Annotated in this window: 22 protein-coding genes, 1 tRNA gene and 1 pseudogene; 6 read left to right on the forward strand and 18 right to left on the reverse strand. The window is 55.6% G+C overall.

All coding sequences use genetic code 11. The features are described 5' to 3' along the window. Positions 1 to 118: 118 nt before the first annotated feature. Positions 119 to 895: a DUF6675 family protein gene (locus tag ACFQ3C_RS11145; protein ID WP_380791699.1), complete on the reverse strand. Its 777-nt coding sequence runs from the start codon at positions 893 to 895 to the stop codon at positions 119 to 121. 717 nt (positions 896 to 1612) lie between these two features. Between ACFQ3C_RS11145 and ACFQ3C_RS11150 the strand changes: the two genes are divergently transcribed. After that, complete coding sequence (locus ACFQ3C_RS11150) at positions 1613 to 3685, forward strand: [FeFe] hydrogenase, group A (RefSeq protein WP_380791701.1); 2073 nt, start codon at positions 1613 to 1615, stop codon at positions 3683 to 3685. Positions 3686 to 4107: 422 nt separating this feature from the next. Here the strand turns inward: ACFQ3C_RS11150 and ACFQ3C_RS11155 are convergent, their stop codons facing one another. Next, positions 4108 to 5169 (reverse strand): DMT family transporter, encoded by a 1062-nt coding sequence (locus tag ACFQ3C_RS11155; protein ID WP_380791703.1) that lies wholly within the window; start codon positions 5167 to 5169, stop codon positions 4108 to 4110. A gap of 251 nt (positions 5170 to 5420) precedes the next feature. On the opposite strand from ACFQ3C_RS11155, the gene ACFQ3C_RS11160 reads away from it, so the two are divergent. From ACFQ3C_RS11160 to ACFQ3C_RS11170, 3 genes are all read left to right on the forward strand, one after another. Beyond that, positions 5421 to 6227, forward strand: a complete 807-nt coding sequence (locus ACFQ3C_RS11160; RefSeq protein WP_380791705.1) for a 2-keto-4-pentenoate hydratase — start codon at positions 5421 to 5423, stop codon at positions 6225 to 6227. Positions 6228 to 6381: 154 nt separating this feature from the next. Then, the gene (locus ACFQ3C_RS11165; RefSeq protein WP_380791707.1) at positions 6382 to 6537 is read left to right on the forward strand and encodes a hypothetical protein; all 156 of its coding nucleotides are present in this window, start codon (positions 6382 to 6384) and stop codon (positions 6535 to 6537) included. A gap of 504 nt (positions 6538 to 7041) precedes the next feature. Beyond that, positions 7042 to 7326, forward strand: coding sequence for a hypothetical protein (locus ACFQ3C_RS11170; RefSeq protein WP_380791709.1), 285 nt, complete (start codon positions 7042 to 7044; stop codon positions 7324 to 7326). 228 nt (positions 7327 to 7554) lie between these two features. On the opposite strand, the gene ACFQ3C_RS11175 is transcribed toward ACFQ3C_RS11170, so the two are convergent. Genes ACFQ3C_RS11175 through ACFQ3C_RS11185 form a run of 3 tightly spaced genes read right to left on the reverse strand, consistent with a single transcriptional unit; the run spans position 7555 to position 10983 of the window. Next, on the reverse strand, positions 7555 to 8787 hold the full coding sequence (locus ACFQ3C_RS11175; RefSeq protein ID WP_380791711.1) for an ABC transporter permease: 1233 nt from the start codon (positions 8785 to 8787) through the stop codon (positions 7555 to 7557). Then, positions 8784 to 9548: an ABC transporter ATP-binding protein gene (locus tag ACFQ3C_RS11180; protein WP_380791713.1), complete on the reverse strand. Its 765-nt coding sequence runs from the start codon at positions 9546 to 9548 to the stop codon at positions 8784 to 8786. Before ACFQ3C_RS11180 ends, ACFQ3C_RS11175 begins: the two co-directional genes overlap by 4 nt. A 4-nt stretch (positions 9549 to 9552) precedes the next feature. Then, positions 9553 to 10983: an efflux RND transporter periplasmic adaptor subunit gene (locus ACFQ3C_RS11185; protein ID WP_380791715.1), complete on the reverse strand. Its 1431-nt coding sequence runs from the start codon at positions 10981 to 10983 to the stop codon at positions 9553 to 9555. Positions 10984 to 11148: 165 nt separating this feature from the next. Between ACFQ3C_RS11185 and ACFQ3C_RS11190 the strand changes: the two are divergent. Further along, positions 11149 to 11265, forward strand: a pseudogene (locus tag ACFQ3C_RS11190) (GSU2403 family nucleotidyltransferase fold protein); the annotation flags it as partial. Between the two features lie 62 nt (positions 11266 to 11327). On the opposite strand, the gene ACFQ3C_RS11195 reads toward ACFQ3C_RS11190, so the two are convergent. The 12 genes from ACFQ3C_RS11195 to ACFQ3C_RS11250 form a co-directional block, all read right to left on the reverse strand. Further along, positions 11328 to 12410 (reverse strand): DUF1972 domain-containing protein, encoded by a 1083-nt coding sequence (locus ACFQ3C_RS11195; RefSeq protein WP_380791717.1) that lies wholly within the window; start codon positions 12408 to 12410, stop codon positions 11328 to 11330. After that, entirely contained in the window at positions 12410 to 13510 is a 1101-nt protein-coding gene (locus ACFQ3C_RS11200; RefSeq protein ID WP_380791719.1) for a glycosyltransferase family 4 protein, read from the reverse strand. The genes ACFQ3C_RS11195 and ACFQ3C_RS11200 overlap by 1 nt, the downstream gene beginning before the upstream one ends. Then, complete coding sequence (locus tag ACFQ3C_RS11205) at positions 13507 to 14742, reverse strand: glycosyltransferase family 4 protein (protein ID WP_380791721.1); 1236 nt, start codon at positions 14740 to 14742, stop codon at positions 13507 to 13509. Before ACFQ3C_RS11205 ends, ACFQ3C_RS11200 begins: the two co-directional genes overlap by 4 nt. 20 nt (positions 14743 to 14762) lie before the next feature. Continuing rightward, positions 14763 to 15914, reverse strand: a complete 1152-nt coding sequence (locus tag ACFQ3C_RS11210) for a hypothetical protein (protein WP_380791723.1) — start codon at positions 15912 to 15914, stop codon at positions 14763 to 14765. Between the two features lies 1 nt (position 15915). Continuing rightward, positions 15916 to 16638, reverse strand: coding sequence for an acyltransferase (locus ACFQ3C_RS11215; protein WP_380791725.1), 723 nt, complete (start codon positions 16636 to 16638; stop codon positions 15916 to 15918). Positions 16639 to 16783: 145 nt separating this feature from the next. Further along, complete coding sequence (locus ACFQ3C_RS11220) at positions 16784 to 17806, reverse strand: phosphotransferase (RefSeq protein ID WP_380791727.1); 1023 nt, start codon at positions 17804 to 17806, stop codon at positions 16784 to 16786. Between the two features lie 92 nt (positions 17807 to 17898). Further along, complete coding sequence (locus ACFQ3C_RS11225) at positions 17899 to 18498, reverse strand: hypothetical protein (RefSeq protein WP_380791729.1); 600 nt, start codon at positions 18496 to 18498, stop codon at positions 17899 to 17901. A gap of 84 nt (positions 18499 to 18582) precedes the next feature. After that, positions 18583 to 19629 carry an EpsG family protein gene (locus tag ACFQ3C_RS11230; RefSeq protein ID WP_380791731.1) on the reverse strand — a complete coding sequence of 349 codons (1047 nt, stop codon included), beginning with the start codon at positions 19627 to 19629 and terminating at the stop codon, positions 18583 to 18585. Further along, a complete protein-coding gene (locus ACFQ3C_RS11235) occupies positions 19629 to 20834 on the reverse strand; it encodes a lipopolysaccharide biosynthesis protein (protein WP_380791733.1) in 1206 nt (401 codons plus the stop codon). Before ACFQ3C_RS11235 ends, ACFQ3C_RS11230 begins: the two co-directional genes overlap by 1 nt. A gap of 47 nt (positions 20835 to 20881) precedes the next feature. Further along, positions 20882 to 21136 (reverse strand): sugar phosphate nucleotidyltransferase, encoded by a 255-nt coding sequence (locus ACFQ3C_RS11240; protein ID WP_380791735.1) that lies wholly within the window; start codon positions 21134 to 21136, stop codon positions 20882 to 20884. A 188-nt stretch (positions 21137 to 21324) separates the two neighbouring features. Then, positions 21325 to 22359 (reverse strand): UDP-glucose 4-epimerase GalE, encoded by a 1035-nt coding sequence (gene galE, locus ACFQ3C_RS11245; protein ID WP_380791737.1) that lies wholly within the window; start codon positions 22357 to 22359, stop codon positions 21325 to 21327. 242 nt (positions 22360 to 22601) lie between these two features. Then, on the reverse strand, positions 22602 to 22958 hold the full coding sequence (locus tag ACFQ3C_RS11250; protein ID WP_380791739.1) for a MarR family EPS-associated transcriptional regulator: 357 nt from the start codon (positions 22956 to 22958) through the stop codon (positions 22602 to 22604). Between the two features lie 285 nt (positions 22959 to 23243). On the opposite strand from ACFQ3C_RS11250, the gene nusG reads away from it, so the two are divergent. Further along, positions 23244 to 23810, forward strand: a complete 567-nt coding sequence (gene nusG / locus ACFQ3C_RS11255; protein WP_380791741.1) for a transcription termination/antitermination protein NusG — start codon at positions 23244 to 23246, stop codon at positions 23808 to 23810. A 193-nt stretch (positions 23811 to 24003) separates the two neighbouring features. On the opposite strand, the gene ACFQ3C_RS11260 is transcribed toward nusG, so the two are convergent. Beyond that, positions 24004 to 24089 (reverse strand) — tRNA-Leu (locus ACFQ3C_RS11260). Positions 24090 to 24186: the final 97 nt, after the last annotated feature.

The following is a 24186-nucleotide window of genomic DNA, read 5'->3' on the forward strand; positions in this document are numbered from 1 at the left end:
CGACACCAATACCACCTTCTGCGCAACCGAGCGGGTGCTCTATAAATAATGTGATCGCTTGCGACATCCTCGAACCCTAACATCAATCTGGGATGCGTTGAGAACCAAACTCTGAAGCTTAACGAGCGACCGGCGGCTCCTTCTCAGGCCTTTGTCCTGTGACGAAACGCAGATATGCGGCTTCCCGATTGATGAAGGACTTTTCCTGCCCTTTCATAGGCGCGTCCTTAACCACGGTGAGACTATAGTACCCCCACTCGTGTCCGCCCAGGTGCGTCAGAAAATGTGCTGAAATCAGACTGCGCTGCTTGAACAAAGTGGCAAAAAGGAACCGGATGTCCGTTAGGTTCACGATCGACACGGACAACTGGTCGATGTTGTGTGACGTTGTTTGCAGTGCGTAATAGTTCAGTCCCGTGGAGCGCGTGTCTCTTTGCGCCATCAAAAGTGTTTTACCACTCAATATTTCAGAGGCGGTGAAATCAGGCCGTCGCTGAAGGGTTTTGGTGTCGTCCACAGCAAATGCCTCTGAGATCAAGACACGCCACCTTTGATCTGTCACTGACCAGTATTTCAAACCCTTCAGCACAGAAACCGCACCAACGCGTGTCGCGAGATCCTGCACCGTGCCGGCGTGAACAAAGCGGCTCGCCAAAACGATTACCAGTTCAGCGGATCCGTTCAGATTGCTCGGACAGGTCGCACCCAGTGACAAGGTCGCATTCTGCCAGACCTCGACCTTTGGCGGACCGTTCAGTGGGCCATAGTCGATATGAGGGACAGCGCCAGAGGTCCCGCAGGGAGGCCGCGGGCCGGAGCTTGCAGAAGAGCTTGCCGACATCAGCGAAAAGGTAACTGCAACCGCTGCAAGGATGTGAGCAGGGTTCAGCGTCAACCTGATAATCAACCCCGATCTGTTTTCTCATCTAGGTCAGACTAACAGGAATGCGGTGAGGCGTCAGCTATGCACTCGGAACGCTGGCCTAGATTTTGTGCACGACCGTCAAGAATGCCCTGCCCGGTCCACGAAACACTGAGTTTCCGGGACATGTTCCATTCGAAGACTCTGCGTGGCTCGGAAAAGTGATATTGTGGCAGAATATTGTCCAAGATTTTTCATGATACATTCCAACAGCAAGAGGCTTTCGATGCGACTGTTCCGGTGCTCTCAATGTCACCACAAGTTGAGGTACGGTGCGAGGGTATGCAGTTTCTGTTGGGAGCGCACATCGCTCCTGAACCGCCGCTCCACGCCTTTTGTCGCGCTGGTGTTGATGCTTGTAGGTGCTTGGAAAATCTAGCACCACGCTTGGGCCGCATTTCTTGCGTTGCGTGGCTGTGCATTCGCGCATCGAGGCGAGCTTGGCCCGTATGCCCTTCACCGCAGAGCGCCTGAACAAACTTGCCTGAATGGCTCTCGTCGGCACTGTTCTCCGATCCTATCCGCGCGCGTAGATATCCTCATAGCGGATGATGTCATCTTCTCCCAGTTAGATGCTTGTCTGGACCTCGATCAGTGCCATCGGGACTGCATTAAACTCCCCACGGATACCCATCTCCTGCCATCGCATTCGAAACCATATATGCTAAGGTTACGGGGAGGTGTCACTGCATGATCATGCTTTCGGTCAATGGACGGCAAGTCGAACTCGATGAAGGCTCCAGCTTGCTGGATGCGGCCAAGGCAGCAGGCGTCCATGTCCCCACCCTTTGTTATTATCCCGGTCTGCCGGCGCAAGCTGTATGCCGCATGTGCCTGGTGGAGGTTGAGGGCAATCAAAACCCTCAACCGGCTTGCAGAACCTTGGCGAAAGATGGCGATGTCGTTCAAACAGACACGGAGGCCTTGCAAACATTCAGGCGATCCAATGCGGAATGGCTGCTTGCGCGCCATCCAAATGACTGCATGCGCTGTGAGGTGAATGGTACCTGCCAGTTCCAGCGACTGGTGAATGAAAACCAGTGGGAGGAACGGTGGCCCAAGGTACCTTTGGGCCCCGCAGACTATCCACAAGAGCTGTCGACCGACCATACCTCGCCCAGTATCTGGCGCGATCTGTCGAAATGTATCGAGTGTGGCCTTTGCGCGGAAGTTTGTGGAGACGCCCGCCAGCATCTACATGTTATCGGCTTTGGCGAGAGGGGGTTCGATCGCCGCCCCGTGACCGTCTTTGACGAGCCCTTGAGTGAGACCAATTGTATTTCCTGCGGTCAATGCACGCTGGTCTGTCCGGTTGGTGCTCTGATCGAAACCCCGCACTGGCATGACGTGCTGCACACGCTTGACTCGCGCCGACGGGTTTCTGTTGTCCAAGTTGCCCCCGCGACCCGTGTGGCCATAAGCGAAGAGTTCGGCTTGAAGCCCGGAACCGTTAGCACAGGCCGATTGATCAATGCGCTGCGGCAGCTTGGTTTCGACTATGTCTTCGACACGAACTTTGCTGCCGATCTCACGATCATGGAGGAAGGCTCCGAACTGCTGGCACGTGTTGAGGCCGCGACAAGACTCCCGCTGTTCACATCCTGCTGTCCAGGCTGGGTAAATTGGGTTGAGCTGAACCGACCCGATCTTCTGCCGAATTTGAGTACGACAAAGTCACCCCAACAAATGCACGGCGCAATCGCCAAGCGAAGCGCCTTCGCGCAGTCTCTGGGACCTGAATTTGCCGAGGGTAGAGCGGAGCCTTACGTCGTCAGCGTCATGCCCTGCACTGCCAAGAAGGACGAGGCCGTACGCCCCGGCATGGCGGGCGATGTGGATCACGTGCTCACGACACGGGAGCTAGCCAGAATGATCCGATCCAGGGGGATTGCGTTTGGCGCGCTCTCCGAAGATGGCCAGTTTGACAGTCCGCTTGGAGAAAGCACGGGTGCGGCCCAGATCTTCGGTGCGTCTGGAGGCGTCATGGAAGCCATGGTGCGCACAGCTTCGCACCTCAAAGGGACAGAAGACGCGCCCTCTCTGGAGTGGGAGGTACTGCGAGGCGTCCGTGAGGGAATAAAAACAGCAACCATCCCAGGCATCGGCACTGTTGCCGTGTGTAACGGCATTGCTGCGGCTCAGCGCATGCTGGAGGAGGAAGAGTGGCGAGATGATTTCGTCGCCATTGAAGTCATGGCCTGCGTCGGCGGCTGTCTGGGGGGAGGTGGCGAACCGAAGTCCATGGATCCCGACATTCTCCAAAAACGGGCAGAGGCGATTTACAGTATAGACGCGCAGGCGCCACGCCGCCGCTCCTACGAGAATGAGGATGTTCAGGCATTATACGCATCAGAGCTGGCCGCGCCGAATTCTCCCGCGGCAGAAGAATTGCTCCACACCCATTACGCTGCCAGGCACTCTGAGCGATCAATTCTGATGCGATTTCTTGACTCCGTGGATAGGCGGGACGGCGCTGCCGCCGCGAGGCTCTTTCATCCGGGCGGCGTTTGGTCCACCGCTTCTGCGTTTGGCGAGATCAAAGGTATTGAAGAAATCGAGGCGTTCATCAACTTCACCTTACCGCCACGGATGTATGGTGTGAACTATGCCAGGCACAAGATGGAGTCCGCATCGGACATCGATGACCTCACGGTTCTGACGCCTGACGGTAACCGCTGCAGCTTTCACCTGGAGCTTTGCGCTTTGGACGGCGGACGCAAATCAAGGATGGTAATCAAAAGTCTCACGCGCAGCTTGCTTTGAAGGTGTCGAGCATAGCTGTGTCCGTTGTCAGAGTTCATCGCCCCTGGCCGCGGCGCGGCAAAAGGCAACGATGATAAAAAGTGATAACAGAAAGTACACCATCAGTGCTGCTACGCCCAAGCTCATTGCCTTTACCTCTCTCAAGCTTCCGGGGCTTCTTGGTCCCCTTCCGATCGCTCCAGTCGCAAGTTTCGCACTATGCGCGAAGCCTTTATGCGACCGTCCACCAGACATTCTTGAGGCCGTTTTTCAGGATGATTGAGGCAATTTTGAGGCGAGCCACCGACTTGAGGCTATTGTTGGGAGCATTGAGTCAGGGTGCCGTATTCGCAGGTATCGGACCGAAAGGATCAGAGGATCAAGAAAACTTCCTAGCGAAAAGCCTTCAATCGCAACCACTCGGTGCCGAGACTACGATTCGATTAATGCAGTTTCTCGTCAAATTCATTCAGCTCCACTGCCTCAGCATCCAGCGCTTCCACCAAAACCACAGCAGGCGCGCCGGGGGTGAAAACAGTCTGGGCAGTAGGAGGGGTATCTTCTGCGCTGCGTTCCACCCGCAACTCGCGATAGGCTGTGTACATGCCGCTCGTTACGATCAGCACCATGCCCATAAAAGTGGTGTAGGGGGGTATTTCGCCCCAAAGCAGGTAACCTAGGATAGCCGCCAGAGGAAGGTAGCTATAGTCGAAGGGCGCAATCACGCTCGCACTGGCGATCTGATAAGCACGGGAGACAAGGGTATAGGCAACCGTTCCAATCGTTCCCAGCAAGGCTAGCATTGCAAGGCCATCGGCATTTGGTACTGGCCAGTTCATGCGCAAGTGGTTCAGCTCCGGAGTGATCACAATCACCTGCGTCACGGCAAACCCCAACGGAACGATCAGCAAACCCGAAAATGAAATCGTGTAGAGACCTATGACCAGCGATGTGTCCTGCTCTCCGATCTTGCGGACGATAATCTGGCTGATTGCATAAGTGAGGGCGCATAAGAGCGGAAGAATTGAAATCCAGCCAAAATTTCCGCCTGTCGGGTTCATTGCGATGACAACTCCTGCAAACCCCACCAGCAGCGCAGCGATGCGGTGCAGCCCAATCTTTTCCTGCAGGAACACCGATGCAAGTGTCGCGGTCATCAGGGGGGCGGCGAAGAACAGCGTCGTGACTTCAGCCAGACCCATGAAAGGAAAGGCTGCATAGAACATCGCGAATCCGGAAGCGAAGAGCAGCGCCCGTGCCAGATACCAGGGCCAGAGCGGGGTTAGAATACGATGCGGTGCGCCCAACCAGAGGACAAGCGGTAGCAGCGTTATCAAGGCGACGATGGAGCGGACGAAGATAAGCATCCACACCGGGTAGATTGGCAACATGCCTTTCATCAGAATGTCCTGCCCGACAAACAGGACCATGCCGGCAATCACGCATGCAATCCCCTGAAGCGTGCGGGACAGCAGCGGTTCACCTGAATGTGTTGAGACAGTCATGAGCGTAGCTTGCCCGTTTCAGGAGATTCCTCCCGTCACACAGCGACCCAAATGTCGGTTTCAATCAGGGTCCCATGACTAAGATCGCCGCTTCCGGAATTCGCTCATTCAAGCTCGGAGCAGTGACTGAATGTTGTGAACCGAGGCCGGTCAACTCAGGCCTCTCAGTTGCAGGTGGTGTTGATCCTGCAATGACCGTGAAATCCATGATAGGATTCATCTGGTGAGCGCAATGGGAAGAGGAAATCACCGTGTCAGAAGATACTGATCTTGTTGAGGATATGCTTCGCTCATTATCGCAGGGTCATCAGATCCCTCTTCTGACGTCCCGTCCAGGTGGATTGTCGATGTCGGAGGCCTATCGCCTCAGTGCACAGATCACTGACGCCCGCACGCGGCGAGGCGAGAAGCCCGTTGGTCGCAAGATCGGTTTCACGAACAAAACAATCTGGACCGATTTCAATGTCTCTGCCCCAATGTGTGGGACGATGTACGACAGTACCGTCAGGCCGTTGGATGGATCTTACCAGGTGGCCGCACGTCTCGAGCCGCGCATCGAGCCTGAAATCGCCTTTCGCCTTTCAGCGGTGCCTCAACCAGGCATGTCGCCCAAAGAGCTTATCGCGTGCGTCTCTGACGTCTGTGCCGGTTTCGAAATGGTGCAATCCTTTTTTGCCAACTGGGCGTTCCAAGCGGCCGACACAGTTGCTGCCTTCGGCCTGCACGGAGCGTTACTGCACGGGCCGCTGCATCCAGTGGCAGCGGCGGACCGAAAGGAGTGGGTCGCGCGATTGGCCGAGTTCCGCACAACACTTCACCGAAATGGGGAGGTTGTTGACGAAGGGCACGCCAGCAACGTTCTTGGTGGGGGTCCGCTTGTTGCTTTGGGTTATTTGGTAGACCTCATTACGCGCGAGCCACAGATAGCGCCTCTTCTTGAGGGAGACATCATCACAACGGGCACCCTGACACGCGCATTACCCGTCGGGCCGGGTGAAACCTGGCATGCCAGCTTTGATGGCCTGCCATTGGATCCGATCGAAGTCAGTCTGGTTTAGGCCTCTTGTGCCCCAGGTTCCGTTTGCGCGGCCCCTCGCTGAAACACCACCGATACCCTGCTCAGCACATCTGTGGGTTCAGAGTGAAGAACCGGGAGAGTAGTTCATCCTGCGGTCGCTTGGTCATCTCTTTCTCCGGCTTAACATGCAGTCAATGGCGCGGCAGGCCGCGTTCCTTATTGAAATTCTTGCCAAGGATCGACCGGAGGAACTGCATGAAGCCTATGACGATGCTCTGGCGCTGGGACCACGTTGGCGTGCGAGCATGCAAGCGAGCCTGGCCCGAATGCCTCTCACGGCAGAAGTCTGAACGACCTTACTTGAACGGCTCTCGTCGGCATTTTTTCCGCAATCCCTTCCGCCCGAAAGAGGCGAAGGCCCTGAGGGATCTTATCCTGCATCCGAGTCGCGACAGGGCAGGAATATGGCAGGGCTCGGAAGAACACGCAAAAAACAGCGTCTTAGATCGAGAAGGACAGCGGGTCAGAGCGTGGCGCCGCATTATCCTTTGATCCAGCCTTTTGGCGACAGGATCAGGTGCTGTATCAAGGAGCGACAGTACGCTGCCTCTACAACTGCCATCACATGCGCTCTACTTGGGAATTGACTAATGAGTTCACACACCCGCAACAACTACATCAATTTATGGCCGACAAAGCGTAACGCCCAACTGATGGAAACCGACCACTGTTTCGCTTAGGTGAACAAAAACTTCGTATTGTTTTGAATTATGAAATAAAATTGTGGCATTTTCGTGGTATCGTTATCGAGCCTCGCACTGTAGCGATGCGCTAATTTATTATTAGGGGGAAACATGAAGACTCTACATGAAATTTCTTTTGTCGCACTGGCAGCAATGACATTGACAGTTGCGACGCCCGCTTTGGCGGAAGACGGCGGTGATCCGGTATGTATTTTTATAACAACGGATTGCCCTCCCAATGACGAGGGTCCGGTCAAGGGTAACAATGGATGGGGCAACGGCGACCAACCCGCTCCGGGCGGATCGTTTCCAAACAACAACGCTGAGAACAACAGCGGCTCTGCCACCAACTTCCCCCCCGCTGTCGCAGGCAAAGGCCCTTTCGCTCCCGACTGACAGTCGCTCAGCGCTGATGACGGGGCGGCTGCAGAAGTCGCCCCTACTTATCTCTTGACGACTTGTCTGTCAGCAGATGGACCGACCCGTCCAGTTTGTGAGGCGACTTTACCTGAGGGTAGCGTGGCAAGACAGTCCCACTCTGTTTCACCACAATGCCAATACCCGTGTTGCGAAACGCGTATGAGGCCTGTCTTGAGCCGCGCAGTAGGGTCGGGCTCGCATTGATTATTCGGTTCTCAGTGCCTCCACAGGCTCCAGCCGCGCCGCCTTTCGAGCGGGATACCAACCGAAAAACATCCCGATCCCCCCTGCAAAGAACATAGCTAACAGCACCGCATCCAACCCGACAAAGATCGGCCAGCCTGCAAGATCCGCGATCAGGATTGCCGCGCCGACGCCGAGTGCCAGCCCGATGATGCCGCCCAGCAGACACAGGGTGATCGCCTCCATCAGAAATTGATTGCGCACGTCACGCCGCCGTGCACCAAGCGCAAGGCGCAGGCCGATTTCGCGTGTGCGTTCGGTGACCGAAACCAGCATGATGTTCATGATCGATATGCCCCCGACGATCAACGAAACAGAGGCCACGGCGGCAAGCAGCCAGGCGAAAGTGCGCGTCGAAGCATGCTGCAGTGCCATAGTCTCTGATGGGATCGTAACCGTGAAATCGTTTTCTTGACCCATGCTCAGCCGATGGCGCTGGCGCAGCAGGGCTTCAATCTCGTCGCGGGCATGCTCCATCGCACCGTCGGAAATCGCTGTGACAAGGATATATCCTACCGCATCACGATTCACATTGCTGGCACTGCCGATCAGGCGCTGTTTGGCCGTCGAGATTGGCACGAAAACGATGTCGTCTTGATCGCGCCCCGCACCAGAAACGCCTTTAGCAGCAAGCACGCCAACCACTTCGAACGGCGTGTTCAGAACCCGTATCTCCTGCCCCACCGGATCTTTTTCGCCAAAGAGTTCCCTTGCAACCGTCGCTCCAATTAACGCAGCGCGCCCCGCCCGCTCTTCTTCGCCAGGGCTGAAGTATCGCCCCGCCGCCAGCGGCCATTCGCGGATCATGAACATCTGGGCTGTGGTTCCATTCACCGTCGTGTTCCAGTTCCGGTTACCGCTGACGATCTGGACCGATCCCCTTACGGACGGCGCACTGGCCCGGACAGACTGCAGCTGCGCGATTGCATCGGCGTCGCTTTCTGTCAACGTGTGCCGTGACCCTGCGGCCGAACGTGCTCCACCTTCGCGCGTCGTGTAGGGTTGGACCATGAGGACATTCGCCCCCAGCGTACGGATCTGTTCGGCAATCTGCGTCTGCGCGCCGGAGCCAACTGCCACCATCGTGATGACCGATGCCACGCCGACGATGATGCCCAGCATCGTTAGAAAGCTTCTCAGCTTGTTGGCGCGCAGTGCACGCCAAGCTGTGCGGAAGCTCTCGATCCAGTTCATTGCTGCGTCTTTGATAAAGCGTGAGGCATGGCACCAGACAGCTTGTCGGCGGGCGCAGGCTTCGCGTCATCGGTGCATTGCGGCGCGGCGCGCGTATCACTGAGAACCTTTCCATCCTTCAGTTTGATGATCCTTGCGGCGTGTCGGGCGATATTTTCGTCATGTGTAATCATGATCACGGTGCGACCTGCGATGTGCAGCCGCTTAAAAAGATCGAGGATCTCAGTTCCGGTTCGGCTGTCGAGTGCTCCGGTCGGTTCGTCGGCGAGAATCAGAGCCGGGTTGGACACCAGCGCGCGCGCAATCGCAACACGTTGTTGCTCGCCGCCGGAGAGTTCGGTCGGCCCGTGATCGCAGCGATGTGAGAGCCCAACAGCCTGCAGCGCAGCCCGAGACCGCTGCAATCGGTGCTTTCGACCAACCCCACTATATATGAGTGGTATCTCGACATTCTCCAAAGCGGAATGTCGTGGTAACAAATTGTACCCCTGAAAAACGAAGCCGATATCACGGTTGCGGCTCGCGGCCAGCTGGTCGTGAGAGAGGCTACCAACGTCCCGACCGTTGAAGATCAATTGTCCCGATGTGGGGCGATCTAGAAGCCCCAGCAAATTCATCAGTGTGGACTTACCGGACCCTGATGGACCCATGATCGCGACGAACTCACCCGCGTCAATCTCAAATGAGACCTGATCGAGAGCGGTGACGGCAATGTCTCCCTGGCCGTAGCGTCTTGTTATTGCATTTGCTTCAATCAGCATTGCATCAAAATCCAAATCGGATTCCGAAGAGTTCTCTCGGTTTGGATACGGGAACTTCTCCCACGATGACCTCATCGCCTTCCGATAGTGCTCCTCCCAAAACCGCGGCGTAGGCGCCATCGTTCTCGCCCAACTCCACAGCAGCGGGCAGCAGGGCCCCTCTGTCGCCTAAAACCCAGACCAGCGTCGGACCTCCATCTGTATAGTCACCGGCTTCCAATGCAGTCTTAGAAAGCTGTCGCGCTAGCTCTGCAGGAGGTGTGAAACGCAAGCCAGCCATGGGAAGCTTAAGAACATCTTCGATTTCCTGCACTGTAATGCGGACAGTTGCCGTCATACCAGGAAGCAAAAGCGCCCTCTGGTTCTCGGTGGCCAGTACGACTGTGTAAGTGACCACGTTCTGAATCACCTGCGGGGCCTTGCGTAATCCAGTTACGGTCGCCTCGAAATGCTGCGCCGGATGGGCATCAACGCTGAAACTCGCACGCTGACCGACGACGATCTTGCCAATGTCGGCTTCGTCGATCCTCGCGTGGATTTCCATATTTTGCAGGTTCCCGGCAATCGTAAAGAGAGTGGGAGCTTCAAGGCTTGCGGCCACCGTCTGACCTTCGTTGATATTACGGCCGACGATGACACCGTCTACTGGCGATCGGATCGTTGTTCGCGCCAAGTCGATCTCAACGGATTTTTGCACTGCCTGTCTCTGGGGAACACTGGTGAGTGCATTGTCAAGTTCCGCCTCTGCGCGTTGAATATCGATCATCGCGCCCGCGACCAAGTGTTCATGTGCGGCCGCGATCGCTTCTGCTTCGCGCAGGCTGGCAGAAGCTTGTTCCCATGCCGACGTGGCCTCTTCTTGCTGCTGCGTAGACCCGGATCCACGATCAAGTAGGGTTCGAACACGCTGTAAGGCTTTGTGTGCTGCATCCGCACGAGCTCGAGCGTTATCAACTCGCGCTTGGAGAACATGGCGCTGCGACTTGGCGTTTTGTTCGTCAACCTGCGCGCGCTCCAGTCGCGCGCGTTGAATATCGACGTTAGCCTGCGCCATCGCCGTTGCCGCCACAGCTTCCGCAAGACGCGCTTCATATGATTTGGTATCGAGCTGCGCGAGCGGCTGGTTCTTGCTAACCTCGTCATTGAAATCTGCAAAAAGTTCAGCAATCTGCCCGGAAAGCTGAGTCCCAACTTGCACTGTTACAAGAGCCTGCAAGGTTCCTGTCGCAGTCACGACCTGACGTATCGAGCCACGTTCAACGCGCTCTGAAATAAACTGTATGCCTGACTGCCCTGCCTCGCTCTGTTCTGAGACAAGCCAAGACTTGGCCCAATCGCGAGTACCCTCCCCGAGGCCCGCTGGCGGCCCGACCACGACATAGCCGGATACGACCAGAATAACGAAACCAAGCAGCAGTGTTACGAGTTTGCCCATTCTTTTATGTTGCCCTTAACGCCGGGCAATTCAAGAATATTAGAACCGGAATGGAAGCATGAGGAGTCAAAGTCGAGCGGCGCTGCCGAGCACGCGACCCATGACCGAGATAGCCAATCCTGTTTGATTTGACACACAGGTGTGCATCAAAAATAAATTTGCTGCATACATATTCCAAGGCCAGAGCGCTTTGCGATCCACAAGCTTATCGTCGCGGATCGTCGTCGTGGTGGACCTGATCAAGCAAAAGCGCGCAAAGATCGCGATCAAGCCGCGTTCCTTTGGACTGGCCCGGCTTTTGTGGAGAGCGTTTAGGTCACTTCCCGTGCCTTTCGCTCGAAGGCTCAGGCCCGCTCGAGAAGCGCGAAATAGGCCTCTCCGATTCGATCCCAAGTATAGCGGCGGCGCGCAATCTCCTGCATGTCGTTTCCTATGCGCGCGGCCGCTGTAGGAGTGAGGGCTCGGACCAATGCTTTTAACTCCTCGGGGGTGTCAAAGAAGAGGGCTTTTTCTTCGGTGCTATACCTGTTGAAGGCGCAGCCGTGCGCTAGCACGGGGACGCCAAAGTGCATCATTTCAACAAGCGAGGGGTTCGTTCCCCCAGCGGAATGTCCATGGATATAGATCGAGGCGCGGCGACGCAGCGCGTAAAGCGTATCGGGATCGTAGAGTGGGTCCAAAAGGTACAGATTAGGCGTCGCCGCATAGCGCGCCTTCATCTCACGCCCGTAGGCGCTGTTGGACCAGTTTCCGACGAAGACCAGGGGGATCTCGAGGCCGGAGAAAGCCTCCAGAATGGTATGAACATTGTTTTCTGGTTCAATCCGGCACAACGCGAGAGCGTAGGTTTCCGGTAGTCCCTTCGGAGTCGTACCTTCGCCAGTATGGGCTAATGCGTGATCGCCCCCATACGCGATGACATGGCAATCGGCGCCATATGTACCGCGCACGTGGTCGGCGATGGCTTGGTTGTCAGCGATGACCTCATGCGAGAAGCGCACCGCCGCCCATTCGGAGGCGCGCAGAATGATCCGAGCGAGGCCCTTCCACTTTTCGCGCTTCCACTCGATGCCGTCTATGTTGGTCACAATTCGCGCCCGCCGCCCGACCAGCCGGATCAGCGGCAACGCCAGCGCACCCGAGACACCTAACAGTACGATGCGATCATGCCCACTGCGCACTGCCTGCCAAAGACTGACCGCGTCGTAAGGGATGCTCTGTACGCCGTTTGCGCGCAGCCCGACATAGCGCAGCTCGGCGCTTTCGAAGCGAGGCGGGTGGCTCGCATTGTCCTTGCCTGAACACCAGACCGTAAGACCCCTCTGGCAGCCGGTGCGGGTGTGGTAACGGACAAGGTTCTCAGCAAGCGTTTCGAAGCCGCCATAGCGACCGGGAACGCCAACTGTGCCCAAAATCGCGACCTTCATCACTCAGTGCTCTCTTTCCGAACCCTGTCGATGACGGCACGCAGGAGATCAGCATAGGTGTTAAAACTGAAATCAGCTGCACGTTTGCGGGCGGCTTGGGATAAGCGCAAGGCGTTGCTCGCGTCATCAGCAATAGAGAGTACGGCCTCCTTCAGCGCTGCACCATCACGAGAATCGATGCAGTATCCCTCTTGCCCATGGGTAATGATTTCGGTCGGCCCGCCTACCGGTGGCGCTATGACTGGAATGCCGAATGTCATCGCCTCTGCCAATGTAAGGCCGAAGGTCTCGATCCATTGATCAACCCGGGACAGGTTCAGGACCACATCTGCCGTCTCATAGAACTGAGCTGGGTCATCCGTGCGTGGATGCACCGTAATGTTTCTGGCGTCAGAGTGCTGCGCGGTAAAGATTTCAGATTCTGATTGGTCGGCATTCAAAACAAGGGTGAAGGTGATGTCCTGGCGGTCTGATAAGTCTCGGGCCAACATCATGAATTCTTCGACCCCCTTGTAGCCGCGCGGGGATGCCAGCATCAGTACGTTGAACGCCCCGGACCGGCGTGGAGCATATTCCGTAGCGCGACTGGCGATGGAGGGGCTCACAGGGTTCAGAATGATCTCTGTCGGCGGTCCATGAATCGGCAGTCGCGCCCTATGGTCGCGGGAGACGTAGATCAGCTGGCTTGCGCAGCGCGCCGCGCAGTTCTTCAGGAAGCCCCGCAGCGGGCTGGGAGTGACGGAGACTTCATGTACATGGACGACCACCGGCCGACTGGTGCGCTTGCCCCAGAGCATGGCTCCAAACGGCAGGAGTGTGTTAACAAAAACGATTGCATCGTCTGATATGTCTTCTGCTCGTGACAGTGCCCGGTAAAGCGCGACTTGGCTGGCGAAATAGGTGAAGAGGGTGACGATGCGGTGCCGACCGCGGCGATACCAGTAGCGCCGGGTTGGCACCCCGGCGTCTTCAAGTACGCCGCGCCCCTGTGAACCTACGAAGAGCAGCCCTTGCTTACGTGCATCCAGGGCATCCAAGGTCGAGCGCAGAACCGTGGGACTACCCGAGCGATCGTTTAACAGGTGGCAAAAAATGATCATGAGGAAGGCTTTTCTCCGCTCATGAGCAGATCTTTGTAGCAGGTGTCGATCGTTTCTGACACGCGCTCCCATGTGAATTTTGCTTCGACATGCGCGAGCGCCTTGGCCGCCAAGTCCGCGCGCAGGGATGGGCTTTCAGCAAGATCAACTAACCCAAGCGCAAGTCCATCGCGAGCGTTCGCATGGCCATCGGGCTGAATCTTGATGCCACATTCGTCGCCGACGATCATGTCCGGACCGTTTACCTTGAGACAGACAATAGGCAGGTGGTTGGCGATTGCCTCGAAAAACGCCCAAGTGCCGCCTTCTTTCATCGTGGTCGAAAAGTAGATGTCGGCACCACGCAGGGCTTCATAAACCTCTTCCGATGATTTCTTGCCTACGAACTCGACTTCTTCGAGACCCAGTCGATCGCGCATTGCTTCAAGTCTTGCGCGTTCGGGCCCGTCCCCAATAACGGTCACACGAAACGGTCGCTGCCAGGTCGACTTAAACGCGTCCAAAGCTTCTAGAAACAACGGGTTGAATTTGCTGGTGATCAGTCGTCCGACCGACACGATCTGCAATTCCTCGTTAGATCTGGTTGGAGGACGTTCCGGTAGCATTTCCGGCCCGATAGCCGTTTCTAGTAAAAGCGATGTCCTGTGGTGATACCGTCGCGGGATCATGTCCAGCGTTTCGCCAGTACGGGCAAATATCTGCGAAGCACGCGAAAGGTTGGCCAGAAAGACTGGATTGAGCGGCATGAGTTTCTGCACAAGGCGTCGGGAAAGAATTTTTGCCTGCCCGGTCGCGCTGAACGCCTGACGCAGGGAAACCGGAATACGCTCGCCACCACCAACCGGCCCAAGGGCGTATGGTGTATTCATGAGAAATCCGAACTGCGGCCACAGCATGGTACCGAAAGTCAGGAAATGCGTAATCTGCCAGCGCCCACCCCGGTTCATCCGGCGACAGCGGAGCGTCGCCAGTAGCGTCCAGAGAGCGTAGTACAGGTAAACGCCCCGCTCGCCTTTCTTGTACCAGGAGAGCCAGGCCGGGAGGTCATAGTAAATGAACTCGGGAAACGGGCCTTCTTCGCGCGCTTCGACAATCCAATTCTCTATATAGGGACGATGACTTTCGCGGGTCAGAACCGTTACGTCGTGACGGGTTTGGATCAGCTTTGACCAATGCCACCCCACCTGTCGTTCGGAACTTTCGCCCGGACGACAGGCATAGGCGATGATCAAGACCTTCGCGCGCCGGGCACTCATTTGGCTCCGCCGCTGGTCTGGGTGCCGCTGCGGGCGATGGCGCGGGCGGTCTTGGCGGCTTGCACCCGCACGATGGCCTCTATCGCCCCGGCGTCATCGGCGAAGCACGTGGACGGGATCCCGAGGTCGGGCTGGGCTGAGTCTCCGTCACGGCAGAGAACCTGGTCCACCAGTCCCAGTCGGCCGAGCCATTTTGCCAGAACCCGACCCTTCGGGTGATGGGCCCCGGCTAGGATAATGATCAACCCCTTGCGCCGTTTGAGTAGGGCCAACTTGACGGGCAGCGCGGCCAAGGTACTGCTTTCCAGGAACAGGCGTCGGTGAAATACCAGCTCGAGCGTTTCCAGCGCTGCGGTGCCGATGCTTTCGCGTGGCGCAGCCAAAACGACCAACTGGCCGGTCTCGTCTCGCAATCGCACGGCAATTCGCCGGATCTGCAGCGACAAGTTTGCGATCCGTTCCGGTAGGGAAAGGTTGCCGGATGCGGTGGCGCGCAGCTGCGCCCAATCCTGCGCTCGCCGGGTCGCGACTATGTCGACCTCGCCACGGGCCGCAGCCTCCAGCGTCGTCCGCATCCAACCGTAATGCGCCGGCAACCAATCGGTTGCGGTGATACGCCCACACAGCTCGGCTATTCGCGAGCAGTGGCGTTCTGACCAGTCATCTTTGAAAAGGCGCCGCATGGCGGTGAAGATCAGCTCGACCTCAGGTCTCGGTACGAAAAAATTGCGCAGCACCTGCCGCCCGGCAACCAGTTCCTCGTGCGGGATCAGCGCGGGGCAGCCTTTAGTTGAAAACGCTGTGAAGAAATCCAGCTGGACAAATTCCCGCGCGCCTTCGGGACCGGTGGCCAAGATGTAGGCGCATTTCATGTTACCGTGCCAAAGCTTCTGGACAATGTGTGCCCCTGTCTGCCCGGCAAAATCGACCACGAAGGAGTCTAGGCGCTTGAACAAGTCGGGCGGGATCGAGAAATCAATATCCGAGGGAATAATCTGGGGCAGGTCCTCGTAATTGTTCATTACCACCCATGCTACCCCCTGCGCGTTCATGTGGTCGAAGAATGCCGAAACCAGTTGCGAGCGCGACCCAAGCGAGTCTCTAGCAACGTCCTCCTCGGTGCGTACTACTTCGGCGATGTCATTCATTTCAATTCTCCCGAGAGGAGGTATGTTCATCAGGCGTTTTTCGCATTCGCAGCAGTCGGGCAGGCACCCCGCCGATGATAGCGTAGTCGGGGAAGCTGCTATTGACGATGCTACCTGCTGCGACCACGCACCCGCGCCCTAGGCTGACTCCGTCGAGAATGGTTACCTTGGCTCCAATCCAGCAATCCGGTCCTATCTCTACGCCAGCCCGGGTGACACCCTGTTCCCGGATGGTACGATCTGAATCAGCGAAGACATGGTTTTCCGGATGGATGCTAAAATACTGTCCCACGATGGTGTCGGAACCTATGTGCACACCACCCGCGCCGCCGATATAGGCGAATTCGCTGATGCCAACGTTGTCGCCAATGGTGATCCCCCGACCCAGGTCGCTGAGTGTGCCGCTAGCGATCATCCGGGAAAATGCCCCAAGCTTGAAGTTGCGCCCAACTTTGATTCCCTCCCTAGAAGTGCATTCGATACGGCTGTAGGCCCCGATCCGCACCAGACCACCTCCGGTTCTTAAGTTCGCCAGATCACTGATGCGAGCGCCCGGCTCAAGAACCAACCTACGGCGGGCAACTATTAACCCGCGTGCCAACCCTGTCGCCAAAGACAGCATACGCGTGACCAGCACTGCCAGAGGGATATTGGGGTCGAGCGTGATAGGACGTTTGAGCACGCGTTCCAGAAACGAAACTAAGAAGGTGGCTCTGAGGGTCATAAGGTATCCCACCTTCCGAGTTTGCGGTGATGCTCCTTACCAAATGCAGTGGTCAGACATCGCCTGCATTGATCACCAGGAAAATACAGCCGGATCAGAAAGAGAATTTGTGTGGAATGCTTCAGAAAAGGTGACACCGGCTTACCTACGAACTATTCTGAATAATAGAAAGTATCTGAGACCAAGCTTTTAGTTGCCATGCTGCCTGTGGGTGCAAGCTGACTTGGCGGTCGTATAATTCAGTATAGTAGAGGCTCTGATAGGCGACGTACAAGCCAACGTGCTGCCACCAGCCATACTCTGGCGGGTGCGCACCAATTTTCCGAGCAACCTCTTGCAGTTTCCTTACCATGACATCTGACGAATTCCGCTCAACAAGAATATCGTGCGAAACGATGTAGTGAACTAGGTCGAACCAGCGTGGCTTTAGGCCAAAAAATTCCCAATCGATAATCCGCGCAGTCCCATCAGCCGCCCGCAACACGTTCCATCGGGTAAAGTCGCCGTGTGCCATGTAACAAGGCACCGCTAGATCTTGCGGCAACCCATCCAGGAAACCTTTTGCCTGATGGCACGCCTTCTCCAAAGCTGCTGTCGTTTCTGCATCGTGCGTGGATTGCCGACCCTTGAGACCATCCGGCCACTCTGCCCTCAACGCGCGAAGCTGTCGCGTGATGGCCGAGCGCCGTTCCAGCATATCATGGATGCGGGAAAGCTCGTGAACATCGAGAGTAGCATAAATGACGCCATCCGTTTCGAGATCCTCGACGGCGAGATGCCCAGCAATCCGAGTTGCGGCCGGCACTAGGGAGGCGAGATCCGGGTCGCTTGCCAGCGCTTCAAGCGCATCGGCTTCCCTTGCGACCAAGGCGGCGCTCTCTGGTCCCAGCGGTATTTTCACGAACACGGAGCGATCCGGACGAGCAGCATAAACCACGATCTTGCGGTTGGGGCCAGATGTACCAAGAAATATGCCCAGCCGGTCAAACTCGGCGCGCAACTGTGCATAAGGCGAGTTTGGGGATACGGCTAAGCTTTCTAGTCTGTGCGGGAAATGCAGACCGAAAGCACCGAGTGTCCAGGCGGCATGATGGATAAGGCGGGCGCGGAAGTTTGCGCGAGGCCAAGTCTTGAGATGCCAAGGGTGTCGCTGCGTCGCTTCAAGCATCCAGCGTTCCGTCCCGGTCCTTGGAAAGACACGAAAGCCCAGATTTTCTGCCCTCGCAGCATCTTGGGGGCCGAAAAGGGGCGATACATCGATCACGATAGCGCCTCCAGTTTGGCCAGAACCGCTGAGACGGCTGCATCGGGCGTAGTCGTGTTGTGGACGATCAGACCCCTCGGCGCTATGTCTGCGAGTTCCTCGTAAGCGATAACTTGTCTGACAGTCTCCTCGGCCGGAACCTCCTGCTTGCGCGACTGAATTAGATCAGCAGGCGCGCTTACGATCACGAGCAGATCTGGCGGTGGCGCCAGCCGCAACAGGACCCGCATCCACCAACGGACATGACCCATCCGGTAGCGCTTGGGATCAATCAGGATATCGAGGACATAGCGGTCGAACAGGGCTAGTCGCGGCTGCCTGCGAAGGCGGGCGACGCCCATCCGGAACTCAAAGAGCATCAAGAGGATCTTGGCCAGTATCAACACCGCTCCATACTGGCGACCCTCGTGCGGCTTGGTGGTAATGGCGCCGTCACCTTTCGGCCGGTAGCGCTTCAGGAATCCTGGCGCGAAATAGTGGTAACTGAAATCGATACCTTTCTCGGCAAGTCTAACTTGCACGAGCTCTATCATGGTTGATTTGCCTGCGCCGTCCGGACCAAGAAAGGCAACGATCTTTCCGTTTAGATTCTGCATGGATTCTATTCTGCGCTTTCGAATGTTGTCTCGCGTAAGATAATTTTGATCAAGAACGTTGTCGCGGATGCATGGAGCGGAAATTCAAAAGATGAGCACGGTTCGTGGCCCCCAGTAAAATATGACCAGTATTGACATCAAGACGCTGACGACGGAAATAAGCAACGCGCCATATTTTCTGCCAACAACGCTTATTGCCAGTATCGTCAAGAGAGCAGGCTCGATTAATTGGGCAAAGATAAAAATTCGATCACGATATAAGACATTGGACCAAAATGCAAAGGAGAGCACAGTAACCGTAAAGTATATAAAGAATAGTATTTTCGTAGTTTCGTGCTGTCGCCTCCAGAACAAAAAAAGACTGATCAATATTAGAAGAAAAAATACGTATTGGTAGCCAAAACTGGAATCAACGAAGACATTTTCTGCGTAATAGGAATAGGCTTCTAAACGCTGCTTCCATGGTGCAAGAAAAGTTACATTTGGAATCGCGTATTCATAGGCAATAAAGACAAAAAATATTAAAACTGACGCGGATAAGATCTTTTTGGCGCTCAAATCTGATGCGACGTATCCTAGAAATGCTCCAGTGCTGACAACCGCCATCGAGAAGTGAGTAGCAACGGATGTCGCAAGAAGAATAAGAGCACGCCTATACTTTTGGCTAAGAAATAGGGAAATTCCTAAAAGTAGAAAAGCACTGGCTATGCCGCTCCGTAATATCTGCACATGGACAAGCCAATAAGGAAAAGTAGATCCAAACAAACCAAATGCTAACAAAGAATATCGATTCAAAATAAGATATAAGAAAGAAAAATACACAAGATTCAATAAAGCAGAGGCGGTGATGAGGAAAAGATCAACCTGATCAGTCACTAGTCTAAATAAGTACACAAAAAGCATAAATGCTGGCTCAATATTTTCCTCAAATCCGCTAGTACCAGTGAATAGCGCTGCATACTCCCTAGTATCTGTCATCATTCTAGGATCTCTGAGGCCGATGATCACACTCTGAGCTGTAACCATAATCAGCGAGATCAAGATAAATGTATCCAATCGTGACCTAGAAATGGACATCAAAAGTCCAAAGGTGACCGTTGCGAGATTTGAAAAGAAGAGCGCCTCAAGCATCATATATCCGGCTGCTCTGCCAGCCGTTTAAACACAAAGCAAGTACATAGAACGATCATAAATAATTCACCAATAATTAGTCCTGAAATCGCGCCAGTCACACCCCACGCTAGCGTCATGATGGTTACAGCCGAGAGCGTCACGGCCGCAGCAAGCAGATTGTAGAGCGATAAGGACTGGAATAGTTGCATAGCTTGAAGCGTCCACTCGGCAACGTTGCGGACGGCGATTGAGAGAGCAAAGGCAGACCAGAGTGCGACATATGGTCCAAGTCCGATGAAGCCACTTCCCAACAGGTATTTCACTAAGAGAGGCCAGGCGAGAGCCAGCAGCCCTGCGTAGACCACTACCATTATCGAAAGCGCTACTACAATACGCAAAGCCAAACGGCCCAGCCCCTGTCTGCTTCCAAAGGCCATCACTTGGCTCAGCCGCGGCAACATGACTGCTGACAGTGTTGGAATCATTAGCGTCGCTGGCGTCAACAGAGTGCGTGCTGCGTTCATCTGTCCGACGTCGACCAGGGAAAGCGTGGCTCCGGCGATGAAAGTGTGCGCGCTGGATCGGAGTGAGTAGGTCACTGCGGAAAAGGCGCCCCAAGCGCCATTGGTCGCGATAGCGCGGAGCAGATCCCAGCAGCCCTTCGGCCTCAGGCAGACCCGGGTCACGAAAAGTCCCAGCAGCATCGCTGCGATCTGTGCGAGCGCATAACCCAGCATGGCGTGCTGCGGTCCCCGCGAGGGCAGGCCGCTCATTGCCAGAACCGCCAAAGTTGCGGCCGCCAGGATATTCAGGGCTGCAATCCAGAGCGAGATCTGGGACGCAGCGAACAAGTATCTGATCAGAAACTCTTTTCCCGATAGGCCTAATATTGCCAGCGCAGAGGCCGTTGCCAGCTGCAAATAATCAGTCTTTCCGGGGAGAGCCCCCGCAAAGCCGATTGTTGCGATTGTAACCACCAGCATCGCGATTAGTTGCGCCAGAAACAGTGCAGAGACGAATTCGTGCCTGCGACCCTCGGCAAGATGCGGCAGATTAGTGACCATCTGCAGCTGGAAAAAACCCTGTAAGATCGCCGTTCCAGCGAGTACCACCGCAAAAGCAATGCTGTAGAGACCAAAGGCTGCCGGGGTTAGGTTGGCTAGCAACGACAGCACGAAGAGAAAGTTTGCTATGCTTGAAATCGCTTGCGAGCCTGTCGCCAAGGCTAGAGGCCCCGTGAATATGCGTCCGAATCCTCTCGAGCGCATGATCAAATTGCTACCTCGTCGCTTTTAAGTATTCCTCTAAGGGGTGGGACAAAAAGGAATTTAATGAGGATTTTTGAGGGTCTGGGGATAAAGACCAGATCTGTGACCCAAGCCTCGATCTCCTCATTCATCGCGTATTGGATGAACGGCTTGTCGATTATGGGCAGAAGCTGCTTCTGCATCGCCTTAATGGCGGGAAGGAACCGCGTGCCGATACCTGCTACGGGAGGGACGGCTTTTCGGAGCGGCAATGTCATTGAGGTCCTTTTGTGCGCGGCCGGTCTAGCGAGAATCCGCAGTTCTGCACTGTAGGTGCTAGGATAGTCATTTTTAGTCTACAGGCCTACCTGTCGGTATCTCGTTTCTCGGTCAGAGCCATCTGTTCGCAACTTGATAGTTTCTTTTAAAATTCAGCTTATCAGACTCTGACGTACTACTAAAACGATCAACCGCTGATCCCTTGATCCAGATCGGCATATCCATTTGGATTGCTTGACTGCCAATGCCATGTCGACTCGCACATGTCGGAGAGACCTAATTCGGCACTCCATCTCAGCAACCGTTCTGCCTTTGATACAGCCGCCACGCTGCGCGCGACATCTCCCTCGCGCCTTTCCGCAATCTTGTAGGGGATCTCCCTGCCTGAAGCCTTCTTGAAACCTTTCACCATTTCGAGAACAGTAGCTCCAGCTCCGGTGCCAACGTTGATCGCCACACACCCTTTAGCTTTGACCGTGTAGTTGATCGCCGCCAAATGAGCGCGCGCCAGATCCTCGACGTGGATAAAGTCACGCTCACCTGTACCATCGCGGGTGTTATAATCGCCTCCAAACACAGTCAGCTGAGCCAACCGACCGACCGCGACCTGGGCAATGTAGGGGAGTAGGTTATTGGGGACGCCGCTTGGATCTTCACCAATCCGTCCAGAGGTGTCCGCCCCAACCGGGTTGAAGTACCTCAGCAAAACAGCGCTCACATCACTCCAAGACGCGGCCCAGTCGCGGATGATCTCCTCCGTGAAGAACTTGCTGCGCCCGTAAGGGTTCGTCGGCTGCAAGGGGTGATCTTCATCAAAAGGAAGGTACTGCGCTTCCCCGTAGACAGTAGCCGACGAAGAAAACACAAGCCTACTGCAATCATGCCTTTTCATAGCCGCCAGAAGCTCGATGCTACCGGCTACATTCTGTGAGTGATACTCTAAGGGCTGTTCCTGGGACTCTCCGACAGACTTGAGGCCTGCAAAATGGATCACCGCTTCGGGTGAGAAATCGCCAAATGCCTGGTTCAAGACACCTCTGTCCCGAGCGTCGCCTTCGCAGATGTCGAAGTCCGCATTCGCCAGCCCCTTCACCCGACGAAGGGCCTCCGGGGAGCTGTTCGAGAAGTTGTCAAGAACAAGCACTTCGTGCTTTGCGCGCAGAAGCCGCAACACTGTATGGCTGCCGATATACCCGGCCCCACCTGTTACCAGAACGCGCATGCCGTTTTCTTTCATGGTTCACCAAGCGTAATCGAGTTGTACTTCGTTATACGCTGGTTCGTTGAATTTCGTTTCCGCGGTGCCGAGCTTCGACATTTCTGACGGCTAGCGCCTCTATGCTGGGATAAAGGTCGGCACCACGACTGCGATCAGCATGTCGATCTTGGGAGGGTCCTTATCCTTGAGCCGAAACGGACTATGCTATTTTCGCAATTGCCCGAGAATGTGACAAACTGATCGCATCAGGATCTCCGTCCTGCTGTACTTTTAGCCTTCGATGTCTCGCGTTTGAGATCCTCGATCTCGGCCTTCAAAGCGTCGTACTCCGCCATTTTCCTGCGCAAAAACACCGACGTCAGTTCAGCCCTTTTACTCAATCCCGCCGGGGTCAGCACATAAGCATATCTGAGCTTGTTCTGCGAATTACGGAAGTTGCGGATTTTGACCAGGCCCTTATCCGTCAGGGCGTTCAGCACGTAGTTCACTTTGCCCAGTGCAATCCCGACCTCCCCGGCCAGTTCACGCTGGCTGATTTCGGGATGCTGTTCCAGGATCCGCAGGATTCGAAAATGGATGTCATCTTCCACGACCTTGGTCATGTTTGGCCAGAAGCCGATATTTTGCCGATGAAGGCTGTGCGCCAAATGCTAGCGCGACTGTGCGTTAGCCACTGTGAGCAATGCTTCATTGTTCAGACAGGCTCACGCACGGCCATTCGAATCACTCGAACCCCGTAAGTATCTGACGATACATAGTTTTAAACTGAATGATGCAGTCATTACGGGGCAAATTAACGCAACCAATACGCGCAGGCCAGAGAAAGGGGCAATCTGGAGAGAGTTTGTGGGGTCAGATCTTGAAACCTGCCTAAACTGTGTTCATTTGTGAACGGTGATGCGAATGCGGGGTCGGCCGAGATGATGTCCTATGGAGCACGTGAGTTCGCAGCCGAACAGTGGCATCTGCTGCTCTGCAAGCCGAACCAGAACCAGATTGCCTTTCGTAATCTGACGCGATTGGGCTTTGATGTCTTCATGCCGCGCCACAAGACTGAGCGGAGATGGAAAGGGCGCCTCAGGCAGCAATTACACCCTGTCTTTGGCGGATATATCTTCCTGAGCAAAGGTGCGTCAGGCCAGGAATTGCATCTAGCCAAAACAGCGCCGGGTGTGTCGACCCTTGTTGGGTTTGGGTCTGTCGGCCCGGCTGTCGTTCCTGCAGGGATCGTGGCTGGGCTGATGAGCCGATGCGATCACGAAGGCCTCCTGACGCCTCAGGTCGATGCTTTTGATGTCGGAGACCAGATCAGGATTGTGAGCGGCCCCTTTGCTGACTTCGTGACATCTGTCGAGAAAATCGATCCAGATCGCCGTCTGCATGTTCTCTTGGAGCTTTTGGGGCGTCAGACGAGGGTGCAGGTCGACCCTGAGATTGCCGTGCGTCGTCTCTGAAGGCTTTGAGGTCGACAGTCTCTCAAGACTTTTCTTGGCTGCCCAACCAGATGGAATCGCGTTTCTGGTTGATTCAGGCGCCGTTTGACGGCTTCGCTAAAAGCTAGTTTTCACTGCCTGGGGGATAGGATGGGGGATAGAAGGGAGCCAAAGCTCCATCACCTCAACAATAACAATAGCTTAGAGGGGGAATTGGTGCCCAGGAGAGGACTCGAACCTCCACGTCCTTGCGAACACTAGCACCTGAAGCTAGCGCGTCTACCATTCCGCCACCTGGGCACAGGTGTCGTGAGGACGGCGTTTATCCGTGCCGCAAATCGGTGTCAACGTGGATTCGCAGGATTTTTTCACGGCAGGCGGATCTGTTGGGGCGCGA

It is taken from the genome of Seohaeicola saemankumensis (assembly GCF_042678485.1).
In the GTDB taxonomy this organism is placed as follows: domain Bacteria; phylum Pseudomonadota; class Alphaproteobacteria; order Rhodobacterales; family Rhodobacteraceae; genus Seohaeicola; species Seohaeicola saemankumensis.